The organism is Ensifer sp. B1-9 (genome assembly GCF_050474445.1).
Taxonomy (GTDB): domain Bacteria; phylum Pseudomonadota; class Alphaproteobacteria; order Rhizobiales; family Rhizobiaceae; genus Ensifer.
In genome coordinates this window covers 14,235-32,619 of sequence record NZ_JBCHVG010000019.1, presented here as the reverse complement: position 1 = coordinate 32,619, position 18,385 = coordinate 14,235, and the positions used below count along the sequence as shown (strand labels likewise).

Sequence of the window (18,385 nt, the reverse complement as noted above, 5' to 3'; positions counted from 1 at the left end):
TCAGTTCTCCCGCATGATCCGCAACAGCATGACTGTCAGGACAATCACCGCCGCGAGAAGAATGAAGGAAACGGCCGCTGCCTGGCCGATATCGAGGAAGCGGAAGCCGAGGCGATAGGCATAGAAGCTGATCGTCTCGGTAACCTTGCCTGGGCCACCCTGTGTCAGCATGTAGATGAGGTCGTAGCTCTTCAGGGCCGTAATCATGCGGATCAGAAGCGTCACGAGGATGACGGGCTTGAGCATTGGTAGGGTGACGTGCCGAAGAATCTGGAAGGCATTGGCGCCGTCAATGCGTGCGGCCTCGACTGGGTCCTGCGGCAGCGATTTCAGCCCGGCGTAGAGCATGATCAGCATGAGCGACGTCTCGGTCCAGACATCGACGAACACGACAGTCGCGAGCGCGAGGTTTGGATCACCGAACCAGCCTTGCTGGGGAATGCCGACCAGTGACAGGAGCCAATTGATAATTCCGAGGTTTGGATTGAACATAAGGCGGAACATCAGCGCGACGGCCACTGGGGTCATGAGGATCGGTAGCATCAGCACCATGAGATAAAACTCGCGAAACTTCAGCCAGGACTGGTTCAGGAGAAGGGCAAGGCCAAAGGCAGTCAGGAACTCAAGGACAACAACGATTACCATCAGCTTCATTGTGACCCAGGAGACGCCGGCAAACTCATGGGTCATAATGACCGCATAGTTCTCGAACCAAACAAGGTCGCCCATTCCATAGGTAATGATGTACTCGTGCAGACTGAGCCAAAATGAATAGAGGAGCGGCCCCGCAACCACTAAAGCCAACACAATGATAGTTGGTGTCATGAACAGCAGTTTATAAAAACCTGTCGAGAACCCGTCCGACTTGCGGGCCGGGGCCGAGTAGGGGGGGACTGCGATCTGGCTGGCGCTTGTCATGATTGTGGCATCCATGGAATGTGAGGATCAGGCACTGCGGCCGACGAAATGTCCGGCCGCAGCTATTTCGTATGGGTGACGATCACTTCAGCAGCGGATCACCTTTGGTCAGGCGGGCAAACTTATCCTCAGCATTGGCGATGGCTGCCGCCGGATCCGCTCCATTGGCGAGAACCTCCCCCATCACCTCGGCGAAGACTTCGACGAGCTGCGTCGCACGGGACATCACCGGCAGGCCCTTGGCATGCGCGAGCGCGTCGCCCACCGCCGCCATCTGCGGCCAGCGCTTCAGGTATTCGGCGTCGTCATAGATCCAGGCCTGTGTCGCCTGACCGCCGGCCAAAGCGCGTTTCTTCGCCACGTCCTTGGATTCTACCCACTTGATGAATTCCCAGGAACAATCCGCATTGGCTGCATTGGTCGGGATCGCCCAGCCCCAGGCGCCGAGCAGGCTGTCCTGGCCAGGCATGCGCGCGAAACCCATCTTGTCGACCACCTTGGATTCCTTCGGGTCCTGCAGGGTGGGCATCAGGAATAGATAGGAGATTGCGAAGACTGCCTTGTCCTGCTTCAACGCATTTGCGACGTCATCGAAGTTCGCGCCGAGCGCGCCCGGCTGGGCGGCATTGGCGAGCAGATCAGCGTAAACCTTCACCGCCTCGATGCCTTCCGGGGAGTTCAGAGCCGGCTCCCATGTCTCGCGGTTATAGAAGTCTGCGCCAAGCGAGAAGACGTAGTTTGTTGCTTCCATTACGACCGGGTCGGCGCGCTGGCCGGCCATGGCGACGCCCGCCTTGCCGGTTTGCTGACCCGCCCACTTGGCAACGTCCGCAAATTCCTGAAGCGTCTCGGGAATGCGCCAGTCGCGGCCGAACTTCTCCTTGTAGGCCGCCTGGAAGGCAGTATCCTCGACAATGTCCTTGCGGTAGAACATGCCCATCGCATATTGCCAGAACGGCAACATATAGGTGGTGCCCTTCACCTTGCCGTTGATTTCCATCAAAGCGGGGTAATAGACTGAGGTGTCGATCTTGTCGGCGGCGATGCGCTCGTCGAGCGGCTGGATCCACTTAGCGGTAACGAATTCGCCCGCCCAGTAGCTGTCCACCGCAAGCACATCGTAGGAGCCCGAGGACGCGGTCAAGCTCGGCACGAGCTTCTCGTGCATCAGAGTGTAGTTGACCGCTTCAATGTTGAGCTTGGCACCCGAGAGCTTCTCAAATTCCGGGCCTACCGCAATCAGCGCGGTGGTGTCGGGGACGGTTTCCAGCAAGAGGTTGAGTGTCTTTCCCTTGCAGACGGCGGCGGGATCAGCGAGCGCTGTCGAGGCGGCAAGCAGCGAGGCGGCCATCACGCCAAGCCTAGTTGTGATCAGTCGGGGCATGCTTCGATCTCCTTTTGCGTGTTGAATGCAGGATTGGACCGTCGTCCCGTTTTGTCTATCGGTCAGCCTTTGACCGCTCCGAGGTTCAGCCCCGAGACGAGGAAACGGCGCATAGCGAAATACAGGATCGCCATCGGTAACATGGCGAGGATGGTCGCCGCGCTAACCGCTCCAACCGCCGTACCCTGCTGCGTGACTAGGCTGGATATTGCGACGGGAAGCGTCTTTGACTCATTGCCCGACAGCATCAGGGCAAAGAGGAATTCGTTCCAGCTCAGCACGAAGCTGAGAATTGCGGCCGCACCGATGCCCGGCAGGAGTGCCGGAACGATGATGCGGATGAAGGCGGTCATCGGCGTGCAGCCATCGATCAGCGCCGCCTCGTCCAGCTCGCGCGGGACGCGCTTCATAAAGCTCATCATAAGCCAGACGACATAGGGTAGGTTGAAGGCGAGGTATGTGACGATCAAGCCGGTGCGTGAGTCGGTCAGTCCGATATCCTTGAAAATCAAGAAGAACGGGATGACCAAGACGATTGGCGGCATCATTTGGGTGGCGAGAATGACGATCGGCATCGCGTTCCCGCCAGCCTTGTAGCGATCGATCGCGTAGGCAGCAAACGCGCCAATCACGACAGCGAGCGACGTGGACGTTAGCGCGATGATCAGGCTGTTTAGAAAAAAGGCGCCAAAGTTCATCTCGAAGATGATCGTCCTGTAGTTATCGAGGGTCGGCGTGAAAAACAGCGCCGGCGGCAACTGGTAGGCGATCACCTTGTCGGCAAACGACGTCCGCAGCACCCACAGGAGTGGTAGAACCACAAAGAGTGCGAAGATCCCCAAGATGAGATGCGTCATAATGCGGACGGCGATGGACGGCGGCATAGTCGCTTCCTTCTGTTATAACAAATACCATATCACACATATGAGATTACAAACGGTATGAATGTCAAGCGGCATTTTAGCTACTAGAAGAATGATGGCCGCGGTAGCAAAGCGCGCAGCGCATGCTGATGGCATACGCAAATAGCTGCCGCCGGCCAAAGCGGACACGCCCCGGTAAACGTCATGTCCGGAATCATGACGCGAACAGGCCGTCCTACCTGACCGACGATGAGGTCACGACGGTTGCGTCGAGGTTCGCGCTACCCTTCCGGAAGTCGATGACCGAATGGGAACATGACCGCCCAACACAATCCGTCGCATGACGATGAAGACCGCGCCTGCCTTTGGTGGCAAAGCCGTTCTCAATGGTAGTGATCATTGGGAGTTTCAAGAATGACCGCATAAAACGAAGATGTCGAATATGTTCGACAGGGAATCACGCTCATTCGTTACGGTAGTAAGATCGAAGGTGGGTCGCCGCTCAGTGATGACAGCGCGGGATAGCTCAGGAGCCTTTATGACGTGTCGCCGCTTTAAACTCACCGATCACGGGTCACTCGTACGGGCGTAGGGACACCCCAGTCCTGCCAGCGCTGTTGCCTGACAAGCCCCGCGGCTTTCCCCGGGTCGATGGCCGGCGGGTGCTGAATGGTATCCTCTGGCGGTTCCGGACGGGCTCGCCCTGGGCAGAGATCCCCGAACGCTGCGGTCCGTCGACCACCTGCATCAACAGCTTCGTCCGTTGGCGAATCATCGAATCGGCTCGGTTCGAAAAGGCTACGCCAATTCGGGACCATAGTGCAGGGAAGTTCCGCTACGCTTCACGTCGCCACACAAGGCGAGAATCCCGCGAGAGGTACAGGGGGTATCAGGAGAGCTTATGGCTTTAGAAGGTTTTCTTTTTTGCTGCAGTGCGGTCCAACTATTACTCTCCCACCGCGGACGGAACGCGATTTTCGGAGGAAATTCCCATGTCATCTCGTCTTACAAACAAGACTGCGTTTGTCACCGGTGCGTCCTCAGGAGTGGGTTTGGCTACCGCGCGGCGCCTGGCTGAACTCGGTGCGCGCGTCGCGGTTTCCGCGCGCCGTCTGGACCCGCTTGAGAAGTTAGCGTCCGAAATAGGAAACGGAGCGGTCGTCGCGCAGGCCGATGTCGCAGACGGGGCAAGCGTTGACACGGCTGTTCAGCTCGCTTGGGACCAGATGGGTCATGTTGACTACGTTATTCACGCTGCGGGGATTGTCACTCCTGCTCCAATCGGCGAACTGACGCCCGAACTCTGGAAACAGCACATAGATATCAACTTAACGGGATCATACAACGTGCTCAGGGCCGTCGCCTTGAGGATGAAGGGGCGCGGTGAGGGAAGCATTGTATCGATTGCGTCGGATCTTTCCTTCAAAGGCCTGGCGAACTATGCCCACTACTGCGCGTCAAAGGCGGGTCTCGCAGGGCTTTCCAAAGCGCTGGCGCTTGAGCTAGCGCCAAACATCCGCGTGAATTGCGTCTGCCCCGGTCCGATCGACACCCCGATGATGGAGTCCGAGCTTCAGTGGTTTGGCGGATCTGACGAGGTGCGATCGGGGGCGGTGGCAGCTGTTCCTCTCAAGCGCTTCTCCAGCCCGGAAGAGATCGCCGACTTCGCTATCTACGTGGCGGCGGAAATGCGTTTTGCGACCGGCAGCCTCCTGAGCATCGACGGGGGAACGACTGCCGGGTGAACTCGAACGGGGCCAAGGCAGGAGAAGCGCGTGCAAGTCATTCGTAGTGTCTGTCGCTGTTCGAGCGTCTTCTTCGTTCGTACCACCGGGCCAGTTGGGTAGACGTTGAGCGAGGAGCCATGACAGATACTGAGAATTGGGTAGTTGGCTGCGGGGTCGAGGACCTTGACGTTGGCGAGGTTATCTCGATCGAATGCGAAGGCCGCACGTTGGCCGTCTATCGAGTGTCGGAAGACCTCTTCTACTCGACAGATGATATCTGCTCCCACGGTTACACCCACCTCAGTCAGGGGTTTTTCGAGGACTGCACAACCGACTGCCCTCTTCACGGAGGGCAGTGGAAAAGGTCTTTGCGAGCCTATAACGACAGACATTCAAACCTATCAGGTACGTATACGTGACGGGCATGTTGAAACGCGCCTCGGCGCTCTGGTATCTGATCCCCAGTTCGCCGGCTGACCTCTTGGGCAGCGGGGACACGAGACCTACAAATGGCCCCGGTTCACGCGGAAGGCCTCGGCGGAAGAGGCGATCTTCCTTGACCGAACCACGAATTTCGTTCGTGCGGGAGCCGATTGATGCGAACCATCCTATGCTGTTACCTGATAGATTACCTCCTCGCGTGGGCCGGTTAGCGCCCGCCCATGCGAGGACGCTGCTCCGGCCGGATCAAGCCGGGACCATCAGCATTGTTTATAAAGGTATGAAGGTTTCTTTTTGGCTCTATCGGCGCGGGCCTGTTATCCAGCTACCGTTTCACCATTGCTTTGATCATTTCGCGCCGCGCGACGTTCGGCCGTAAGCTGCTTTCGAAAGCCCGTTTCATGTCTAAAAGCCATCCATCGCGCCCGCCGCTCGCTTTCAGTCCAGCAAGCAAGCTCGCAACCAGGCTCGTCTTTTTCGCGACGGGATTTGGCATGGGGACGTGGGCTCCGATAGTGCCAATCGTCAAGGAGCGCCTCGGTCTTGGCGAAGGGCTTCTTGGTGCACTCCTCCTCGCGGTGGGATTGGGGTCTATCTTCGCAATGCCAATCGCCACGATAGTCGCGCAGAGACTTGGATGCCGGTCCGTGCTTCCATTCACGGTGGCTTTGATCGCGGTGACGCTGCCGGGCTTCGCACTTGCACCCAACATCACTACGCTTGTCCCCGTTCTAGTAGCGTTTGGGGCAGCCGTCGGATCGGCCGACTGTGTCGTCAACATGCAGGCGATCCAAGTCGAGGCGGCCAGCCAACGCAAGCTGATGTCAGGATTTCACGGGCTGTTCAGCCTCGGTGCTCTCGTTGGGGCGGCCGGTGTCGCCTTGCTGCTCAGCGTCGGCTTCGGCCCCGCTCACGCCTTGGCAGCCGCCAGCGCGCTCGTGCTTCTATTACTTGCGATCTCATATCCCGGGTTGCTTCCCAAGGTCGCCGGCGCAACAGAGCAAATGCAGTTCGCTCTTCCTGGGCTCGCTGTACTGTCCTTTGCCATCCTTTCGTTCGTAGCCGCCTTGCTTGAAGGGGCAATGCTTGATTGGAGTGCCGTATTTCTCCAGTTCCGACACAACATCGCAATTGAGGCGTCGGCGATCGGCTACACGGTGTTCGCGCTCGCAATGACAACGGGTCGGTTCACAGGTGATGCGGTGCGCGCGCGTTGCAGTACACAGACAGTGGTTATTGGCGGGTGTCTGATTTCCGCGGTGGGCGTCACCCTCGTCATGGCCAGTCCTTGGGAATTCCTAACCGTGGCGGGTTTCGCCTTAGTGGGGATTGGTCTGGCGAACCTTTTCCCCGCGCTTGTGGCGGAAGTGGGCGAGCGTCCTCAGGAGGGAGGATCGTCGTCTGTCGCGGCCGTCTTGACTGCGGGCTACGGCGGAATACTCGCGGGACCTGCGCTGATTGGCTTCGTCGCCCATCTCAGCAACCTCGTGGTTGCCTTCTTAATGCTAGCGGTCGCATTGCTCGCAGCGGCGTCCGTTGGCTGGCGTGCGCTTGCCAGACAATAAGTTCAACCGCGGGGATGCGGGGTTTCACGCGGGGCACCGCCGCTTCGGACACTTTGTGATCCACGTGTCTTGAGGCGTGAAAACGAAGATCGGCTAATCGACATAGAGGTCCCTTGTCAGATCCGCCGACGTCGATGACGTCATGACATCGGCGGTCGATCCGACCATGTGTAAAATTGTAGAAGAGCATCCGCTGCGTTTATGCCAGCTGTTGAGGCAGGCTGGCTGTTTACGAGGCGTTGTAAGGAAACGTAGTTAAGCGCTTGCAAAACTTATGGCGGGCAGCATTGAGGGGTGCCGTTCCAGGGGGCGTCGGAACCGGAGAAGCAAACTTACCGGATGGCTGCGAAGAAGTTCGTCGTGGCTAAACGCCACGACGATCGTGCGACTCTACCCGTCGTGCTAAATTGCCTGCAGATAGTGTCCGAACTTCTCTTGTTTTGTGCGCATGTAAGGTGCGCTGTGAGCCTGAACGGCTACTATGAGGCTGCGTCGTTCGGCAACGTTCACGCCCCCAGCACGAAGGGCCTCGACCTTCCCTGGATTGTTGGTGAGTAGGCAGACCTCATGGATGCCGAGCGATTTCAGAATTGACGCCGCTGCGAGGTAGTCTCTGGCATCGTTAGGAAGACCGAGTTCCGCGTTCGCCTCCATAGTGTCAAAACCTCGATCTTGAAGGCCGTATGCTGCGATCTTGTTGCCAATGCCAATTCCCCGACCTTCGTGGCCACGCATGTAGACAAGGCAGCCGACACCAGTTTTCGCGAAGATCTCAAGCGCTTGCTCGAGTTGTTCGCCACAATCGCACCGCAGCGACCCGAAGCTTTCGCCGGTTAGGCACTCGGAATGGATGCGAACCGGAACTCGTGTCTGCCCAGAAAGGTCACCACACGTGAGCGCAACATGCTCGACGCCCGTAAGCTTGCAGACAAATGTCGTAGCCCGGAAGTCTCCGAAACGGGTCGGCATATTAGAGGAGGAGGTTTCCTGAACGAAGCTTTGGGTCCTCCTCCGATAGGCAATCAACGCTTCGATGGTAATCAGATGAAGGCTATGCGCCTTCGCAAATACTTCAAGCTGAGGCAGCCGAGCCATCGTGCCATCGTCGTTGGCGATTTCGCAAATCACGCCACATGGGGTGCGTCCTGCCAATCGCGACAAATCGACAGCGGCCTCAGTGTGCCCAGGGCGGCCAAGTACGCCCAAAGGATTGGCGCGAAGCGGAAAGATATGCCCGGGACGGGCGAAGTCATGCGGTTTGGACGAGGGGTCGACCAATGCTCGAATTGTCTTTGCCCTATCCTCGGCAGAAATGCCCGTGGAGATCCCATGCATAAGATCGACGGAGACCGTGAAGGCGGTCGCCATAGATTCCGAGTTCCGGGTCACCATCAGGGGCATGTCGAGTTCATCGAGACGCTCGCCGGGGAGAGAAACGCACACCAGACCTCGGGCATGCCTCATCATGAACGCAATGGTTTCTGGAGTGACGGCATCGCCAGCGACGACGATATCGCCCTCGTTCTCGCGATTCTCGTCATCGACAACTACTATCATTTCGCCGCGCGCGAGAGCCGCGATGGCGTCTCCAATTGAAGAAAAAGGCATGGTCTCCTCCTTACGCTTTTTCAGCAGCTTGTTTGGCTGCGAGGCTAACAAAACCCTGGCGGTGCCAGAGAAGGCAACGATCAGCGTCGACGTTGGGAAGCAGTATCTCGCAGATGTGACATACGAGGATTGTGTGGCTATAACCGTCGTGCGTGGTCGCTATCCGGCAGTCGAATGCAACGCTTGCTCCCGCGAGCAATGGTGCGCCCGTCTCCTGGAAGTTCCAGAGCGCTCCTTCGAACCGGTCGACTCCCTTTGCTCGGGCGAAGTGGTTGGCAAAGGCGGTCTGCGTGTCGGGCAATACAGAGACGCCGAGGAATCCTTGCCGGATGATGGTGTCATGTGCGGATGCGGTCTTGTTGATGCACACGATGAGAGAAGGCGGGTCAGCGGATAGGCTACATACTGCGGTAGCCATGAGACCGCACGGGACGCCATTCTCGATAGTCGTTATAGCCGTTACCGGGCCTGCAAAGCGCTGCATGGCCTCACGGAAGTCCTCTGGTCTGATCATTCTCTTTGCCGCCTCTTTGCCGGTTACCGGATCGATGACTTCAACTGAAGCAAGTGGCGTGCCAAGTCGTAACCTGTTGAAAACACGAAGTGAAATGGTGAAGGCTCTTTATATCTCAGTCTCGTCTCGGGTTGAGACGAGCTCTCCCTTTTGATTGACGTAGTTCGCGAGGGTAGCCTCTCAGCGCGGCTACGACTGATTTCTTCGGCCAGTCGCATGAGCCGCGCGTTGGAGATAAGTTGGCACATTCCCTGTTTTGCCGGTGTGCGGGGTACAGTTGACGCCTTTCCCCTGTGCCCATTTCAAGTCACGAAGGAGAGATGTTTATGGTATCGAGCGACCATCGTGCGAAAGTGCTGGAGCAGGACGCAGCCTAGTTCTTGAAAGATCCGATGAAGAAGTCGCATTTTGAGATCGGCTGCCCGATCTATAAGCGCTCTCGCGGTGGAATTGGCATTCCAAGACCAGGGATGGTCGGCGCTAACCCACTTACGAACTGATGCCCCAACGATATGGCTTGAAGCTGTTCCGTCGGGAGATAATTTCAATGAATTGGACCTGGTGCATACCCGGCGCTCAGAGCTCCACCTTCACACGCTCAGCCAAAAGCTGTCGCGTAGCGTTGGCCGCCTCTCGGCCCTTTTTGAGGAAGTGCCTCTTGAAGAAGGCAACTTGAGTTCTGGTTTCCTGGAAGTTATGCGGAGTGAGAACCGTGGAGAGGACAGGAACCCCGGTGTCGAGACTGACGCGCATCATGGCGTCAAGAACCGTGTTGGCGACGAACTCGTGTCGATAGATGCCGCCGTCAACGACGAACGCTGCGCCGATTACAGCCGCATACCGGCTGGTGCGGATCAATGTTTGTGCATGCAAGGGTATTTCGAGCGCGCCGGGAACGTCGAAAATGTCGATCTCGTTGGGTTTTCCGCCGAGTTTCACCCACTCGCTCGTGAACGCCTGAACACACTGATCGACGATATCCGAATGCCACCGAGCCCGGATGACAGCGATTTTCTTGCCCTCGGGCTCAAAAGCAATGGTCATGCCTTAATCTCCTAAGGTCTCTATTTCTGCCCACCAACCTTCTGGTGAGACGCCCCGGGAATGCCACGGCGCACGATCACGTCGTGCGCCGTGGGAGTTTGTGGATCCAGATCTCAGACGGCGTCGTGTGTGATGAAGCGCGTATTCATATACGCTTCCAGTGCCTCGCTACCGCCTTCGTAGCCGTATCCAGAGTCGCGCACGCCACCGTAGGGCGTTTCCGGAAGACCAAGGCCGATATGGTTGATTGAGAGCATGCCGGCCTGAACGCCCTGTGCGAGGCGGCGCGCGCTGGAAGCGCTGGACGTCCAGGCATAAGAACCCAGGCCAAAGGGAAGACGACCAGCTTCTGTGATTGCTTCATCAAGATCGGTGAATGATTTCACGAGTGCCACAGGGCCGAAGGGCTCCTCGTTCATCGCCCGCATATCCGTGTTCACGCCGCTGAGGATAGTCGGCTCGAAGAAGTAGCCGCTATTACCGATACGGTGGCCGCCTGTCTCGATCTTTGCGCCTTTGCTGACAGCGTCTTCGATGAGGGATTCGACAGCGGCCCTGCGACGTTCGTTGATCAGCGGACCGACTTGCGTTCCCTCGGCCAACCCGTCCCCGACCTTGAGAGTCTTGGTCTTCTTCACGAAAACATCGAGAAACTCGTCGTGCACCTTTGATTGGATCAGGAAGCGAGTCGGCGAAATACACACCTGTCCGGCATTTCTGAACTTCGACGAGACGAGCGCTGTGGTCGCCGCGTCGATGTTTGCGTCGTCCGCCACGATGACGGGTGCGTGCCCACCAAGCTCCATGGTAACACGCTTCATGTGAAGGCCTGCCAGGGACGCCAAGTGCTTACCGACCTGAACAGAACCCGTGAATGACACCTTCCGGATTGCGGGGTGGGGCACAAGGTATTCGGAGATTTGCGAAGGGGTGCCGAACACGAGATTTACGACGCCCGCTGGAACGCCCGCCTGGTGGAGGCAGTCAAAGAGCACCGCGGGAGCCGCAGGAGCCTCTTCGGGACCCTTGATGATGATGGAGCATCCCGCGGAGATGGCCGGACCGAGCTTTCTGACGATCTGGCTCATCGGGAAGTTCCACGGAGTAAAGCCGACCGCAGGGCCAACCGGTTCCTTAACCGCGTACTGCTGGACGCTCAAACTCCTCGCGGGGATGATGCGCCCATAGGTCCTGCGGCCTTCCTCTGCGAACCAGTCGAGCAAATCGGCGCATGAATTCACCTCAAGGCGCGATTCTGCCAGAGGTTTGCCTTCGTCGGTCGTGAGCAAACGCGCAGCTTCCTCGAGCCGGTCCCGCAGTAAGGAGGCCGCTTTGCGGATAATTTTGTATCGTTCGAAGGCTGAAATAGCGCTCCACTTACGGAAGCCTTCGGCCACCGCCTCCACGGCATGCTCCAGATCGATCTTTGACGCGTGGGCGACCTGCCCAATCACTTCTCCACTAACCGGATTGATTACGTCCAGCGTCCTTCCGTCGGACGCATCACGCCACTCGCCGCCGATGTAGAGCCGGGTGTTAGGATAAGTCATTAAAATCTCCTTTTTGCACTGCCGATTGGCTGCATGCAAAGGAGCAACTTCCATGCCAGAAAGATAATGCTCTGAAACACAAAGGTAGTCTCGGAGATCGAGAGCTAGATTCCCCTTGAGTCTCAACTTTGTCTCAATAGTGAGACATTGTGAGATTTCCGGTTGTCCTTGACTTGGCGCAAATTTGGCTGACTATTCAATGAAAACAAGGGAACAAAATACATGCTCGGAACAGACGACCATTTCCGTCTGATTGAAACAGCGGTCCTAAGCAACTCTGGCAAGTCGTCGGAATGGAGAACCGCTTCATGGGAGCGGTGCCTGAAGGACTACAAGCTCGATCCTTCGCGCGCTCAACTTGTCGATCTTTCCCGTCGGGAATTGCGAGAGGAACTGGATATGTTCGATGCCGACGTGGCTTTGGCCACGCGCGAGCTCGAGTCCACGCTGATGATGATTGAAGGTGGCGGCTACAGCGCCCATATCGCAAACCGTAACGGGGTGATCATATCCGAGCGCCGCAGCAAAGACGCGGGCTTTTATTGCAGCACCGATCGGATTGGCGCGGTCTGGACCGAGGAGGTCGGAGGGACAAACGGTATCGGGACGGCGCTTAAAAACCTTTCGCCGACGGCTGTCTATCTTTCAGACCATTTTTACGCCGACCTGACAGGGCAAGCATGCGCTTCAGCTCCTTTTTTCGGTCCTGATGGACAAATTCTGGGCGTAGTAAACCTGTCGACCTACAATCCAGGTGTCCCGCAACTGGCCCACCGGGTCGTTTTCGGCGTGGCTCAGATCACGGCCGACCGTTTGGAAACCGCGTATTTTCGGAACGCTTTTAGAAAGTTCTATACCCTCTCAGTCGCAGCGGACCAGCGCTCGTCCGTCATGTTCGCCATAGACACCGACTTTAGGATCGTAGGCGCAACGCGAAACGCTCGTAGCCTCTTCAAACTCGACGACTCCGCAATCGGCTCGCGTACGCTCTGGGCCATCTTCGAAAAGATTCGCGGTAATCCGGCTCTCGACTATCTTTGTGATAGCTTGAACGAATTACGGCCACTCGGCAGCGGTAAAGTCGTGGAAGTCACCCTCAGGAGACCGCTGTCCGTAGCGTCGACGCCATCCATCGTCGGCGCGGCGATAGCGTCTAAAGTGGCGAAACCCAAACTCGGCAAGAAAGTCACGACCCTCGCGGAGTGTGCCGGCAATGACCGGAACATGAAGCGCAACATCGACGTGTTGAAAAAGGTCTTCGGCAGCGGCTTGCATATGCTCCTTCTCGGTGAAACCGGGGTGGGCAAAGACACGCTTACTCGCGCGCTCCACTACGAGAGCGAGCGCGCGGCAGGTCCGTTCGTGGCCTTTAACTGCTCCGCCGTCCCTGAAACACTTATCGACAGTGAGCTTTTCGGCTACAGCGCTGGCGCATTTACCGGTGCAAGCAAGGAAGGAAACGTCGGACGGATCGTAGAAGCCGACAAAGGCACGCTCTTCCTCGACGAAATTGGGGACATGCCCATACAGTTGCAGACGCGACTCCTGCGCTTTCTGGAGACGCAGGAAGTTATGCCATTGGGATCGGGCCGCGTCCGCACAGTCGACGTGCAGGTGGTGGCAGCGACCCATCAGGACCTCAACTCCAAAGTTGCGTCAGGTGCCTTCCGACAGGATCTGTTCTACCGACTTGCGGGCGCGATCGTCACATTGCCGGCGCTTCGCGACCGGGAGGACCTGCAAACGATCATCGCCAACTTGATGTCGCAGGTTTCCGAGGATTGCGAGGTCAAGATTTCGGACGAGGCGATGCGGTTGCTCCTTGCGCACAGCTGGCCAGGCAACATACGCGAACTTCGTAATGTACTTACAAGGGCTGTGAAGCTGGCGAGTTCCGGTGTAGTTCAGCCCGAGGATCTGATGCTGATCCAAAGCATGCCGGCGCGATCCGAAGTAGCTTTCACTGGCGTAAAATCCGACCCAGCGAGCGGATTGGATCCGGCTGCGACACAACGATCAGCGCCTTCAATGCCGAGGAGGATCGCTGCGGCGGAAGCAGAGAAAGAAGCGCTCGCGGCTGCGATGAAAACCTATGGTGGCGATCCCGCAGCATGTATGCAAGCGCTTGGAATAAGCAGAGCCACCTTTTATCGAAAGCTCAAACAGTTTGGTCTGACGCCCTCTGGCAGGTGAGCCGGAAACGAAATGGGGCAGCTGACGCGGATCGCCAGCTGCCCGGCTTATATTAAAGGGTCGCTTGAAGAGCGATCTCGATCAAGATTTCGTCTGCGGCCAGATTGGCTTCCACGGTCGCACGAGCGGGGAGGGTGTCCTCCGGAATCCAAGCCTCCCACACAGCGTTCATGACGGCGAAGTCGCGTTTGATGTCTTTCAGCCAGATTTGCGCGAAAAGAATCTTGGACTTATCAGTGCCGGCAACCTGGAGAAGGTGGTCTATGCGGTCCAGGAGCTGCTGAGTTTGCCCTTCGATGCCTTGGGTGCGGTCGGTCGGCACTTGCCCCGTCACGTAGACCGTCCCGTTGTTTACAAGCACGTGACTCAAGCGCTTGCCGTTTGGTTCGAACCGTTGGATCGTCATAAATTGTCTCCATGTTTTGGATTAACGGGTTCCTACCCGCATGCCAATGACGCGTGGCAGATTGGAAATCGCTTGTGCGATCAGCGGTTGGCGGCGGCCGGCGTCCTCGGCGTCTTCACACCGGACAATAGCGTCCCGCACCATCGTCCCACCGACGAATCGGAACGGCTCGATCGGAAAAGTCATTCGGGTCCGGGCGCAAAACGCAGAAGTTGTCCATTGATCTTTCTGGTTGAGAATCAACGAAGAAATGCATTCACCTGCAATCACAGTCGCGTTCACCCCGTGCCCCGAATAGCCAGAGCCGTAGTGGATACGGGTATCGACTAATGTCCCGAAGTAAGGAAGACGGTCCGAGGTTACCTCGATTGGATAGCCCCAGCTGGCTACCACTCCACCACGCATTCCAGGAAAGAAGCGTTGCAGGCCGGTAGCAGCGCGCTGCGCACTCGCAGGATCGCGACGAAGCTTTTCCGAATTGTGCGCGCTTCCCAACTCCAACGGGCCGGAGCCCGAACCCATCAAAATGCGTCCGTCCTTGGTCCGCCGGAAGTAGTGGGTGAACATCCGTAGGTCGGCCAGACCACGCGCCACGCCGTAGTTGATTTTCTCGAGGTACTCAGGATCAGCTTCCGACATTACGGGAAAGCTCGAAAAGAGAGTGGTGGTGCGCGCCACCGGACCCAGTCCCATCGTGCCGGTATACGTTGCCAAAACGACATCCCTCGCCGTGATCGCTCCGTGCGCCGTTTCGACTTTGTTTGGGGAGCCCTTGCGGACGTGCTTGACGGGAGAGTTCTCGAAAATCTGAACTCCAGCGTCAAGCGCCGCTTGCCGAAGGGCATAGGCTAGCCGAGCGGGGTGGACCGTTGCTCCTTCTGAGAAGAGAAGTCCCTCGAGGAAGCGAGGAGAATTGCACAGGCTCCTGAGTTCGGTCGACGGGAGCCGAGCGAGAGTCGACTCGACGCCCAAATTCCTGGCTGTTTTGAGGAATTCCTGAATCTTCTTGGCCTGAGCCGCCGACGTGGCGACGCGCAAATATCCCTCTTCGACCCACCAGACATCACGACCCCGAGCTGTCGCAAACTCGCGCAGCCTCTTTTGCGCAAGGGTTCCCAAACGCGCTGCGTCGATACTCTTGTCGATGCCAAATATGGGGAGCAGGGTTGGCAATGCCCCCCAGTAGCCATGTACGTTGCCGCCATTGCGCGAACTCGCGCCGTCGCCGCAACGGTATGCATCCAGAATCGCCACCCGCAGACTTGGCTGGCGTTCTTTAAGCACCAAAGCGGTCCAAAGACCCGTGAAACCGCCTCCGACAATCGCCACATCGACGTCTACCGTGCCGTTAAGTGGCGGCTGTGTGCCTGAGCCGAAAACAGCCCGCGCGTCCCTTTGCCACCACGAGAACTCTTGTTCGATGTCCGATCGAACAGCATCAAGCAAGTTCATGCGAGGACTCCCGGGACCGGATAGACGACGTCTTGTTGCCGCGAATGAAGTCGGCGGCTCGCTCTCCCACCATGATCGCGGGAGCGTTCAGATTGCCCGAAGGTACGCGGGGAAGGATCGACGTGTCGGCGACCCGGAGCCCATCGATGCCACGAACGCGCAGTTGCGTATCGACCACGGCCATCTCGTCGGTCCCCATCTTGCACGCGCCGGATGGGTGAAGCGCCCCTTGGCCGGTTTTTCGGACGAAATCCATCCGTTCCGCCTTAGTCTTCAAAACGCCGCCAGGGCGGTACGGGTGAGAGACGTACTGGGAAAGAGCCTTCTGCTGGAGGATCTCTTGGCCAATGCGTACGCCCTCGGCCAGGCATTCGACGTCGTATTCCTCGGCGCAATATCTAGGATCCACGACCGGGAAGACGTTCGGGTCGGCGCTGCGGAGTTTCACGTACCCCCGTGAACGCGGGCGGGATTGATAGACGTTGGTCGTACAACCGTTACCGCTCGGGGTGGTGTCGGAGCCCTCTTCGACGCCAGCTCCCGGAAGGAAGTGATACTGCAGGGTGGGGAGCTTATCGTCGGCGGCCCCGTACCAGCAAAGTCCCCCTTCGCAGACGTTGGATGTCACCGGGCCGTTTCGGAAGAGCGCGTACTGCAAGCCAGCCCACGCCTGCCAACGCAGTTTCTTGTATTTGTCGTAGCTGTGAGCGCCGGTCAGCTCATAAATGAGGAACATATCAAAATGGTCCTGCAGGTTCTGACCGACTCCGGGGAGGTCATGGACTACGTCCACGCCAATCTCCCGGAGATGATCGGCAGGACCGATGCCTGAGAGCAGCAGAAGATGAGGCGAACCGATCGCCCCCGAGCAGACGACCACCTCCTGAGACGCCATGGCGCGGACGACTTGTCCGTTCTGAAAGTACTCGACGCCAACGGCGCGATTGTTCTCAATGAGAATGCGTAGCGCCTTGGTCTTGGTCTGAACTGTGAGGTTTTTGCGCTTGCGCGCTGGCCGGAGATAGGCGGCCGCCGCGCTGCAGCGCAGGCCGTCTTTCATAGTGACCTGATAAAAACCGACTCCTGCCTGATCGCCGGAATTGAAATCCGGATTAAAATTGATGCCGAGTTCTTGAGCCGCCCGCACCCACGCTTTCGTCAGGTAGTGGGTGTGACGTTGATCGGAAACACTTAGCGGGCCTTCGGTTCCGTGAACCTCGCCGGCGAAGCGTTCGTTGCTTTCCGCTTTTTTGAAGTACGGGAGCACGTCTTTGTAGCCCCAGCCGTGGCATCCATCCGCTTCCCACTGATCGTAGTCCTGGGGAATGCCGCGCATGTAAACCATCGCATTGACGGAACTTCCCCCGCCAAGCACGCGCCCCTGGACAAATTCCGGGGTAATCCCGCCTTGATGATGCTGAGGCTCAAGCTTGTAGCGCGTCAGCATATCACTCTGGGAAGTCTTGTAGTATGTGACCGGCAAATGAATGTAGGGACTCCAGTCGCGATCGCCCTGCTCAAGGAGAAGAACGTTGCTGTCCGGATTTTCACTCAACCGCGATGCGATCGTGCATCCAGCGGATCCGCCGCCGACGACAATATAATCGTACATTTTCATTCCCTGCTATTGTTGTTCAGCTCGCGAGCACGACCACCGAGGCGGGATCCCAGCTCAATGCCACCGGACTGCCGATGCCAAAACGAATTCCAGCGGCCGCCCGGTGTTCTTGGCATTTCAGGAGAGTACCGGTGCTGTGGCGAACCTTGTAAACGACGCGGCTGCCGATGAAGACGACGTCCTCGACGTTGCCTGAAACATGGTTAGCTGCTTCCGGCTGAGTGCCATTGGCTTTCGCAATACTGATAGCCTCGGGACGGATTGACACGTGGACAGGGGTGCCCGCCCGCAGGTTGCCGCCCGTGACCTGAGCCGCTCCCACCGGAAGATCAACGATAGCACCAGTGCCATCCGCGTTCTTCACGCGACCATCGAGAAGATTTGTGTCTCCGAAAAATTTAGCGCAAAAGAGCGTTTTCGGAGCGCCATACATTTCGTCCGGGGTGCCGATCTGTTCGATTGTCCCCTTGTTCATCAACACCACCCGGTCCGAGAGGATCATAGCCTCGTCCTGGTCATGGGTGACGTAAATGAACGTGGTGCCGGTCTCCGTGTGGATGCGCTTGAGTTCGTCGAGCATGTGGTGACGGATCTTGAGGTCGAGAGCGGCCAGAGGCTCGTCGAGCAGGAGAACTGAGGGCTTGTTGACAAGCGCGCGTGCAAGCGCCACTCGCTGGGCCTGTCCACCGCTGATCTCGCCGATCCAACGGTTCGAAAAGTCCTGAAGCTGTACCAGCTTTAACATGCTGTTTACTTCGTCGTTGATCTGCGACTTAGGGAGCCCTTTGAGACGCAGGCCGAACGCGACGTTGTCGAAGACATCGAGGTGTGGGAAGAGCGCGTACCGTTGGAACACCATGTTCACCGGCCGCTTCTCCGGTGGGACATGCGTGACGTCGCGCCCAGAAATGACTACGTCGCCCGAGGTTGCGTTCTCAAATCCTGCCACGATCCTCATCAAGGTGGATTTTCCGCAACCGCTCGGTCCGAGAAGGGTGAGAATTTCGCCCTTCTTTACATTGAGGTTGATGTTGTCCAGGGCCGTGAAGATGCCAAAGGACTTGGTAATGTTGTTCAGTTCTACAATGTTCTGAGACATGGC

General features: G+C 57.7%; 15 protein-coding genes and 1 pseudogene. 5 read left to right on the top strand and 11 right to left on the bottom strand.

Annotated elements, in window-relative coordinates; genetic code table 11:
- From ACQ5BM_RS29505 to ACQ5BM_RS29495, 3 genes are all read right to left on the bottom strand, one after another.
- Positions 1-918 (bottom strand): carbohydrate ABC transporter permease, encoded by a 918-nt coding sequence (locus ACQ5BM_RS29505; protein WP_429818952.1) that lies wholly within the window; start codon positions 916-918, stop codon positions 1-3.
- 82 nt (positions 919-1,000) lie between these two features.
- Complete coding sequence (locus ACQ5BM_RS29500) at positions 1,001-2,302, bottom strand: extracellular solute-binding protein (RefSeq protein ID WP_429818950.1); 1,302 nt, start codon at positions 2,300-2,302, stop codon at positions 1,001-1,003.
- Between the two features lie 62 nt (positions 2,303-2,364).
- Positions 2,365-3,186: a carbohydrate ABC transporter permease gene (locus tag ACQ5BM_RS29495; protein ID WP_429818948.1), complete on the bottom strand. Its 822-nt coding sequence runs from the start codon at positions 3,184-3,186 to the stop codon at positions 2,365-2,367.
- A gap of 517 nt (positions 3,187-3,703) precedes the next feature.
- On the opposite strand from ACQ5BM_RS29495, the pseudogene ACQ5BM_RS29490 reads away from it, so the two are divergent.
- The 4 genes and pseudogenes from ACQ5BM_RS29490 to ACQ5BM_RS29475 all read left to right on the top strand — a co-directional run.
- A pseudogene (locus ACQ5BM_RS29490) lies at positions 3,704-3,935 on the top strand (transposase); the annotation flags it as partial.
- Between the two features lie 222 nt (positions 3,936-4,157).
- Positions 4,158-4,910 carry an SDR family NAD(P)-dependent oxidoreductase gene (locus tag ACQ5BM_RS29485; protein WP_429818945.1) on the top strand — a complete coding sequence of 251 codons (753 nt, stop codon included), beginning with the start codon at positions 4,158-4,160 and terminating at the stop codon, positions 4,908-4,910.
- 119 nt (positions 4,911-5,029) lie between these two features.
- Complete coding sequence (locus tag ACQ5BM_RS29480; RefSeq protein ID WP_429818943.1) at positions 5,030-5,311, top strand: Rieske 2Fe-2S domain-containing protein; 282 nt, start codon at positions 5,030-5,032, stop codon at positions 5,309-5,311.
- A 423-nt stretch (positions 5,312-5,734) separates the two neighbouring features.
- Entirely contained in the window at positions 5,735-6,898 is a 1,164-nt protein-coding gene (locus ACQ5BM_RS29475; RefSeq protein WP_429818941.1) for an MFS transporter, read from the top strand.
- A 402-nt stretch (positions 6,899-7,300) separates the two neighbouring features.
- Here the strand turns inward: ACQ5BM_RS29475 and ACQ5BM_RS29470 are convergent, their stop codons facing one another.
- The 4 genes from ACQ5BM_RS29470 to ACQ5BM_RS29455 form a co-directional block, all read right to left on the bottom strand.
- Positions 7,301-8,506, bottom strand: coding sequence for a bifunctional 3,4-dihydroxy-2-butanone-4-phosphate synthase/GTP cyclohydrolase II (locus ACQ5BM_RS29470; RefSeq protein WP_429818939.1), 1,206 nt, complete (start codon positions 8,504-8,506; stop codon positions 7,301-7,303).
- Positions 8,507-8,516: 10 nt separating this feature from the next.
- Complete coding sequence (locus ACQ5BM_RS29465; protein ID WP_429818937.1) at positions 8,517-9,020, bottom strand: flavin reductase family protein; 504 nt, start codon at positions 9,018-9,020, stop codon at positions 8,517-8,519.
- A 576-nt stretch (positions 9,021-9,596) separates the two neighbouring features.
- Entirely contained in the window at positions 9,597-10,064 is a 468-nt protein-coding gene (locus ACQ5BM_RS29460; protein ID WP_429818935.1) for a 6,7-dimethyl-8-ribityllumazine synthase, read from the bottom strand.
- Between the two features lie 113 nt (positions 10,065-10,177).
- Entirely contained in the window at positions 10,178-11,614 is a 1,437-nt protein-coding gene (locus ACQ5BM_RS29455; protein WP_429818933.1) for an NAD-dependent succinate-semialdehyde dehydrogenase, read from the bottom strand.
- Between the two features lie 222 nt (positions 11,615-11,836).
- Between ACQ5BM_RS29455 and ACQ5BM_RS29450 the strand changes: the two genes are divergently transcribed.
- Positions 11,837-13,807 (top strand): sigma-54-dependent Fis family transcriptional regulator, encoded by a 1,971-nt coding sequence (locus ACQ5BM_RS29450; RefSeq protein WP_429818931.1) that lies wholly within the window; start codon positions 11,837-11,839, stop codon positions 13,805-13,807.
- Between the two features lie 52 nt (positions 13,808-13,859).
- Here ACQ5BM_RS29450 and ACQ5BM_RS29445 read toward each other — a convergent pair whose 3' ends face one another.
- Genes ACQ5BM_RS29445 through ACQ5BM_RS29430 form a run of 4 tightly spaced genes read right to left on the bottom strand, consistent with a single transcriptional unit; the run spans position 13,860 to position 18,382 of the window.
- A complete protein-coding gene (locus tag ACQ5BM_RS29445) occupies positions 13,860-14,213 on the bottom strand; it encodes a RidA family protein (RefSeq protein ID WP_429818928.1) in 354 nt (117 codons plus the stop codon).
- Between the two features lie 21 nt (positions 14,214-14,234).
- Positions 14,235-15,665, bottom strand: coding sequence for an NAD(P)/FAD-dependent oxidoreductase (locus tag ACQ5BM_RS29440; RefSeq protein ID WP_429818926.1), 1,431 nt, complete (start codon positions 15,663-15,665; stop codon positions 14,235-14,237).
- The gene (locus tag ACQ5BM_RS29435; RefSeq protein ID WP_429818925.1) at positions 15,652-17,277 is read right to left on the bottom strand and encodes a GMC family oxidoreductase; all 1,626 of its coding nucleotides are present in this window, start codon (positions 17,275-17,277) and stop codon (positions 15,652-15,654) included. Before ACQ5BM_RS29435 ends, ACQ5BM_RS29440 begins: the two co-directional genes overlap by 14 nt.
- A 22-nt stretch (positions 17,278-17,299) precedes the next feature.
- Positions 17,300-18,382, bottom strand: a complete 1,083-nt coding sequence (locus tag ACQ5BM_RS29430) for an ABC transporter ATP-binding protein (RefSeq protein ID WP_429818923.1) — start codon at positions 18,380-18,382, stop codon at positions 17,300-17,302.
- Between the last annotated feature and the right edge of the window lie 3 nt (positions 18,383-18,385).

Coding starts and splice junctions, on each gene's coding strand:
- ACQ5BM_RS29465 (WP_429818937.1), bottom strand. CDS start 9,020: ATGATCAGACCAGAGGACTTCCGTGAGGCCATGCAGCGCTTTGCAGGC.
- ACQ5BM_RS29430 (WP_429818923.1), bottom strand. CDS start 18,382: ATGTCTCAGAACATTGTAGAACTGAACAACATTACCAAGTCCTTTGGC.
- ACQ5BM_RS29445 (WP_429818928.1), bottom strand. CDS start 14,213: ATGACGATCCAACGGTTCGAACCAAACGGCAAGCGCTTGAGTCACGTG.
- ACQ5BM_RS29495 (WP_429818948.1), bottom strand. CDS start 3,186: ATGCCGCCGTCCATCGCCGTCCGCATTATGACGCATCTCATCTTGGGG.
- ACQ5BM_RS29485 (WP_429818945.1), top strand. CDS start 4,158: ATGTCATCTCGTCTTACAAACAAGACTGCGTTTGTCACCGGTGCGTCC.
- ACQ5BM_RS29480 (WP_429818943.1), top strand. CDS start 5,030: ATGACAGATACTGAGAATTGGGTAGTTGGCTGCGGGGTCGAGGACCTT.
- ACQ5BM_RS29460 (WP_429818935.1), bottom strand. CDS start 10,064: ATGACCATTGCTTTTGAGCCCGAGGGCAAGAAAATCGCTGTCATCCGG.
- ACQ5BM_RS29505 (WP_429818952.1), bottom strand. CDS start 918: ATGACAAGCGCCAGCCAGATCGCAGTCCCCCCCTACTCGGCCCCGGCC.
- ACQ5BM_RS29500 (WP_429818950.1), bottom strand. CDS start 2,302: ATGCCCCGACTGATCACAACTAGGCTTGGCGTGATGGCCGCCTCGCTG.
- ACQ5BM_RS29470 (WP_429818939.1), bottom strand. CDS start 8,506: ATGCCTTTTTCTTCAATTGGAGACGCCATCGCGGCTCTCGCGCGCGGC.
- ACQ5BM_RS29440 (WP_429818926.1), bottom strand. CDS start 15,665: ATGAACTTGCTTGATGCTGTTCGATCGGACATCGAACAAGAGTTCTCG.
- ACQ5BM_RS29475 (WP_429818941.1), top strand. CDS start 5,735: ATGTCTAAAAGCCATCCATCGCGCCCGCCGCTCGCTTTCAGTCCAGCA.
- ACQ5BM_RS29450 (WP_429818931.1), top strand. CDS start 11,837: ATGCTCGGAACAGACGACCATTTCCGTCTGATTGAAACAGCGGTCCTA.
- ACQ5BM_RS29435 (WP_429818925.1), bottom strand. CDS start 17,277: ATGTACGATTATATTGTCGTCGGCGGCGGATCCGCTGGATGCACGATC.
- ACQ5BM_RS29455 (WP_429818933.1), bottom strand. CDS start 11,614: ATGACTTATCCTAACACCCGGCTCTACATCGGCGGCGAGTGGCGTGAT.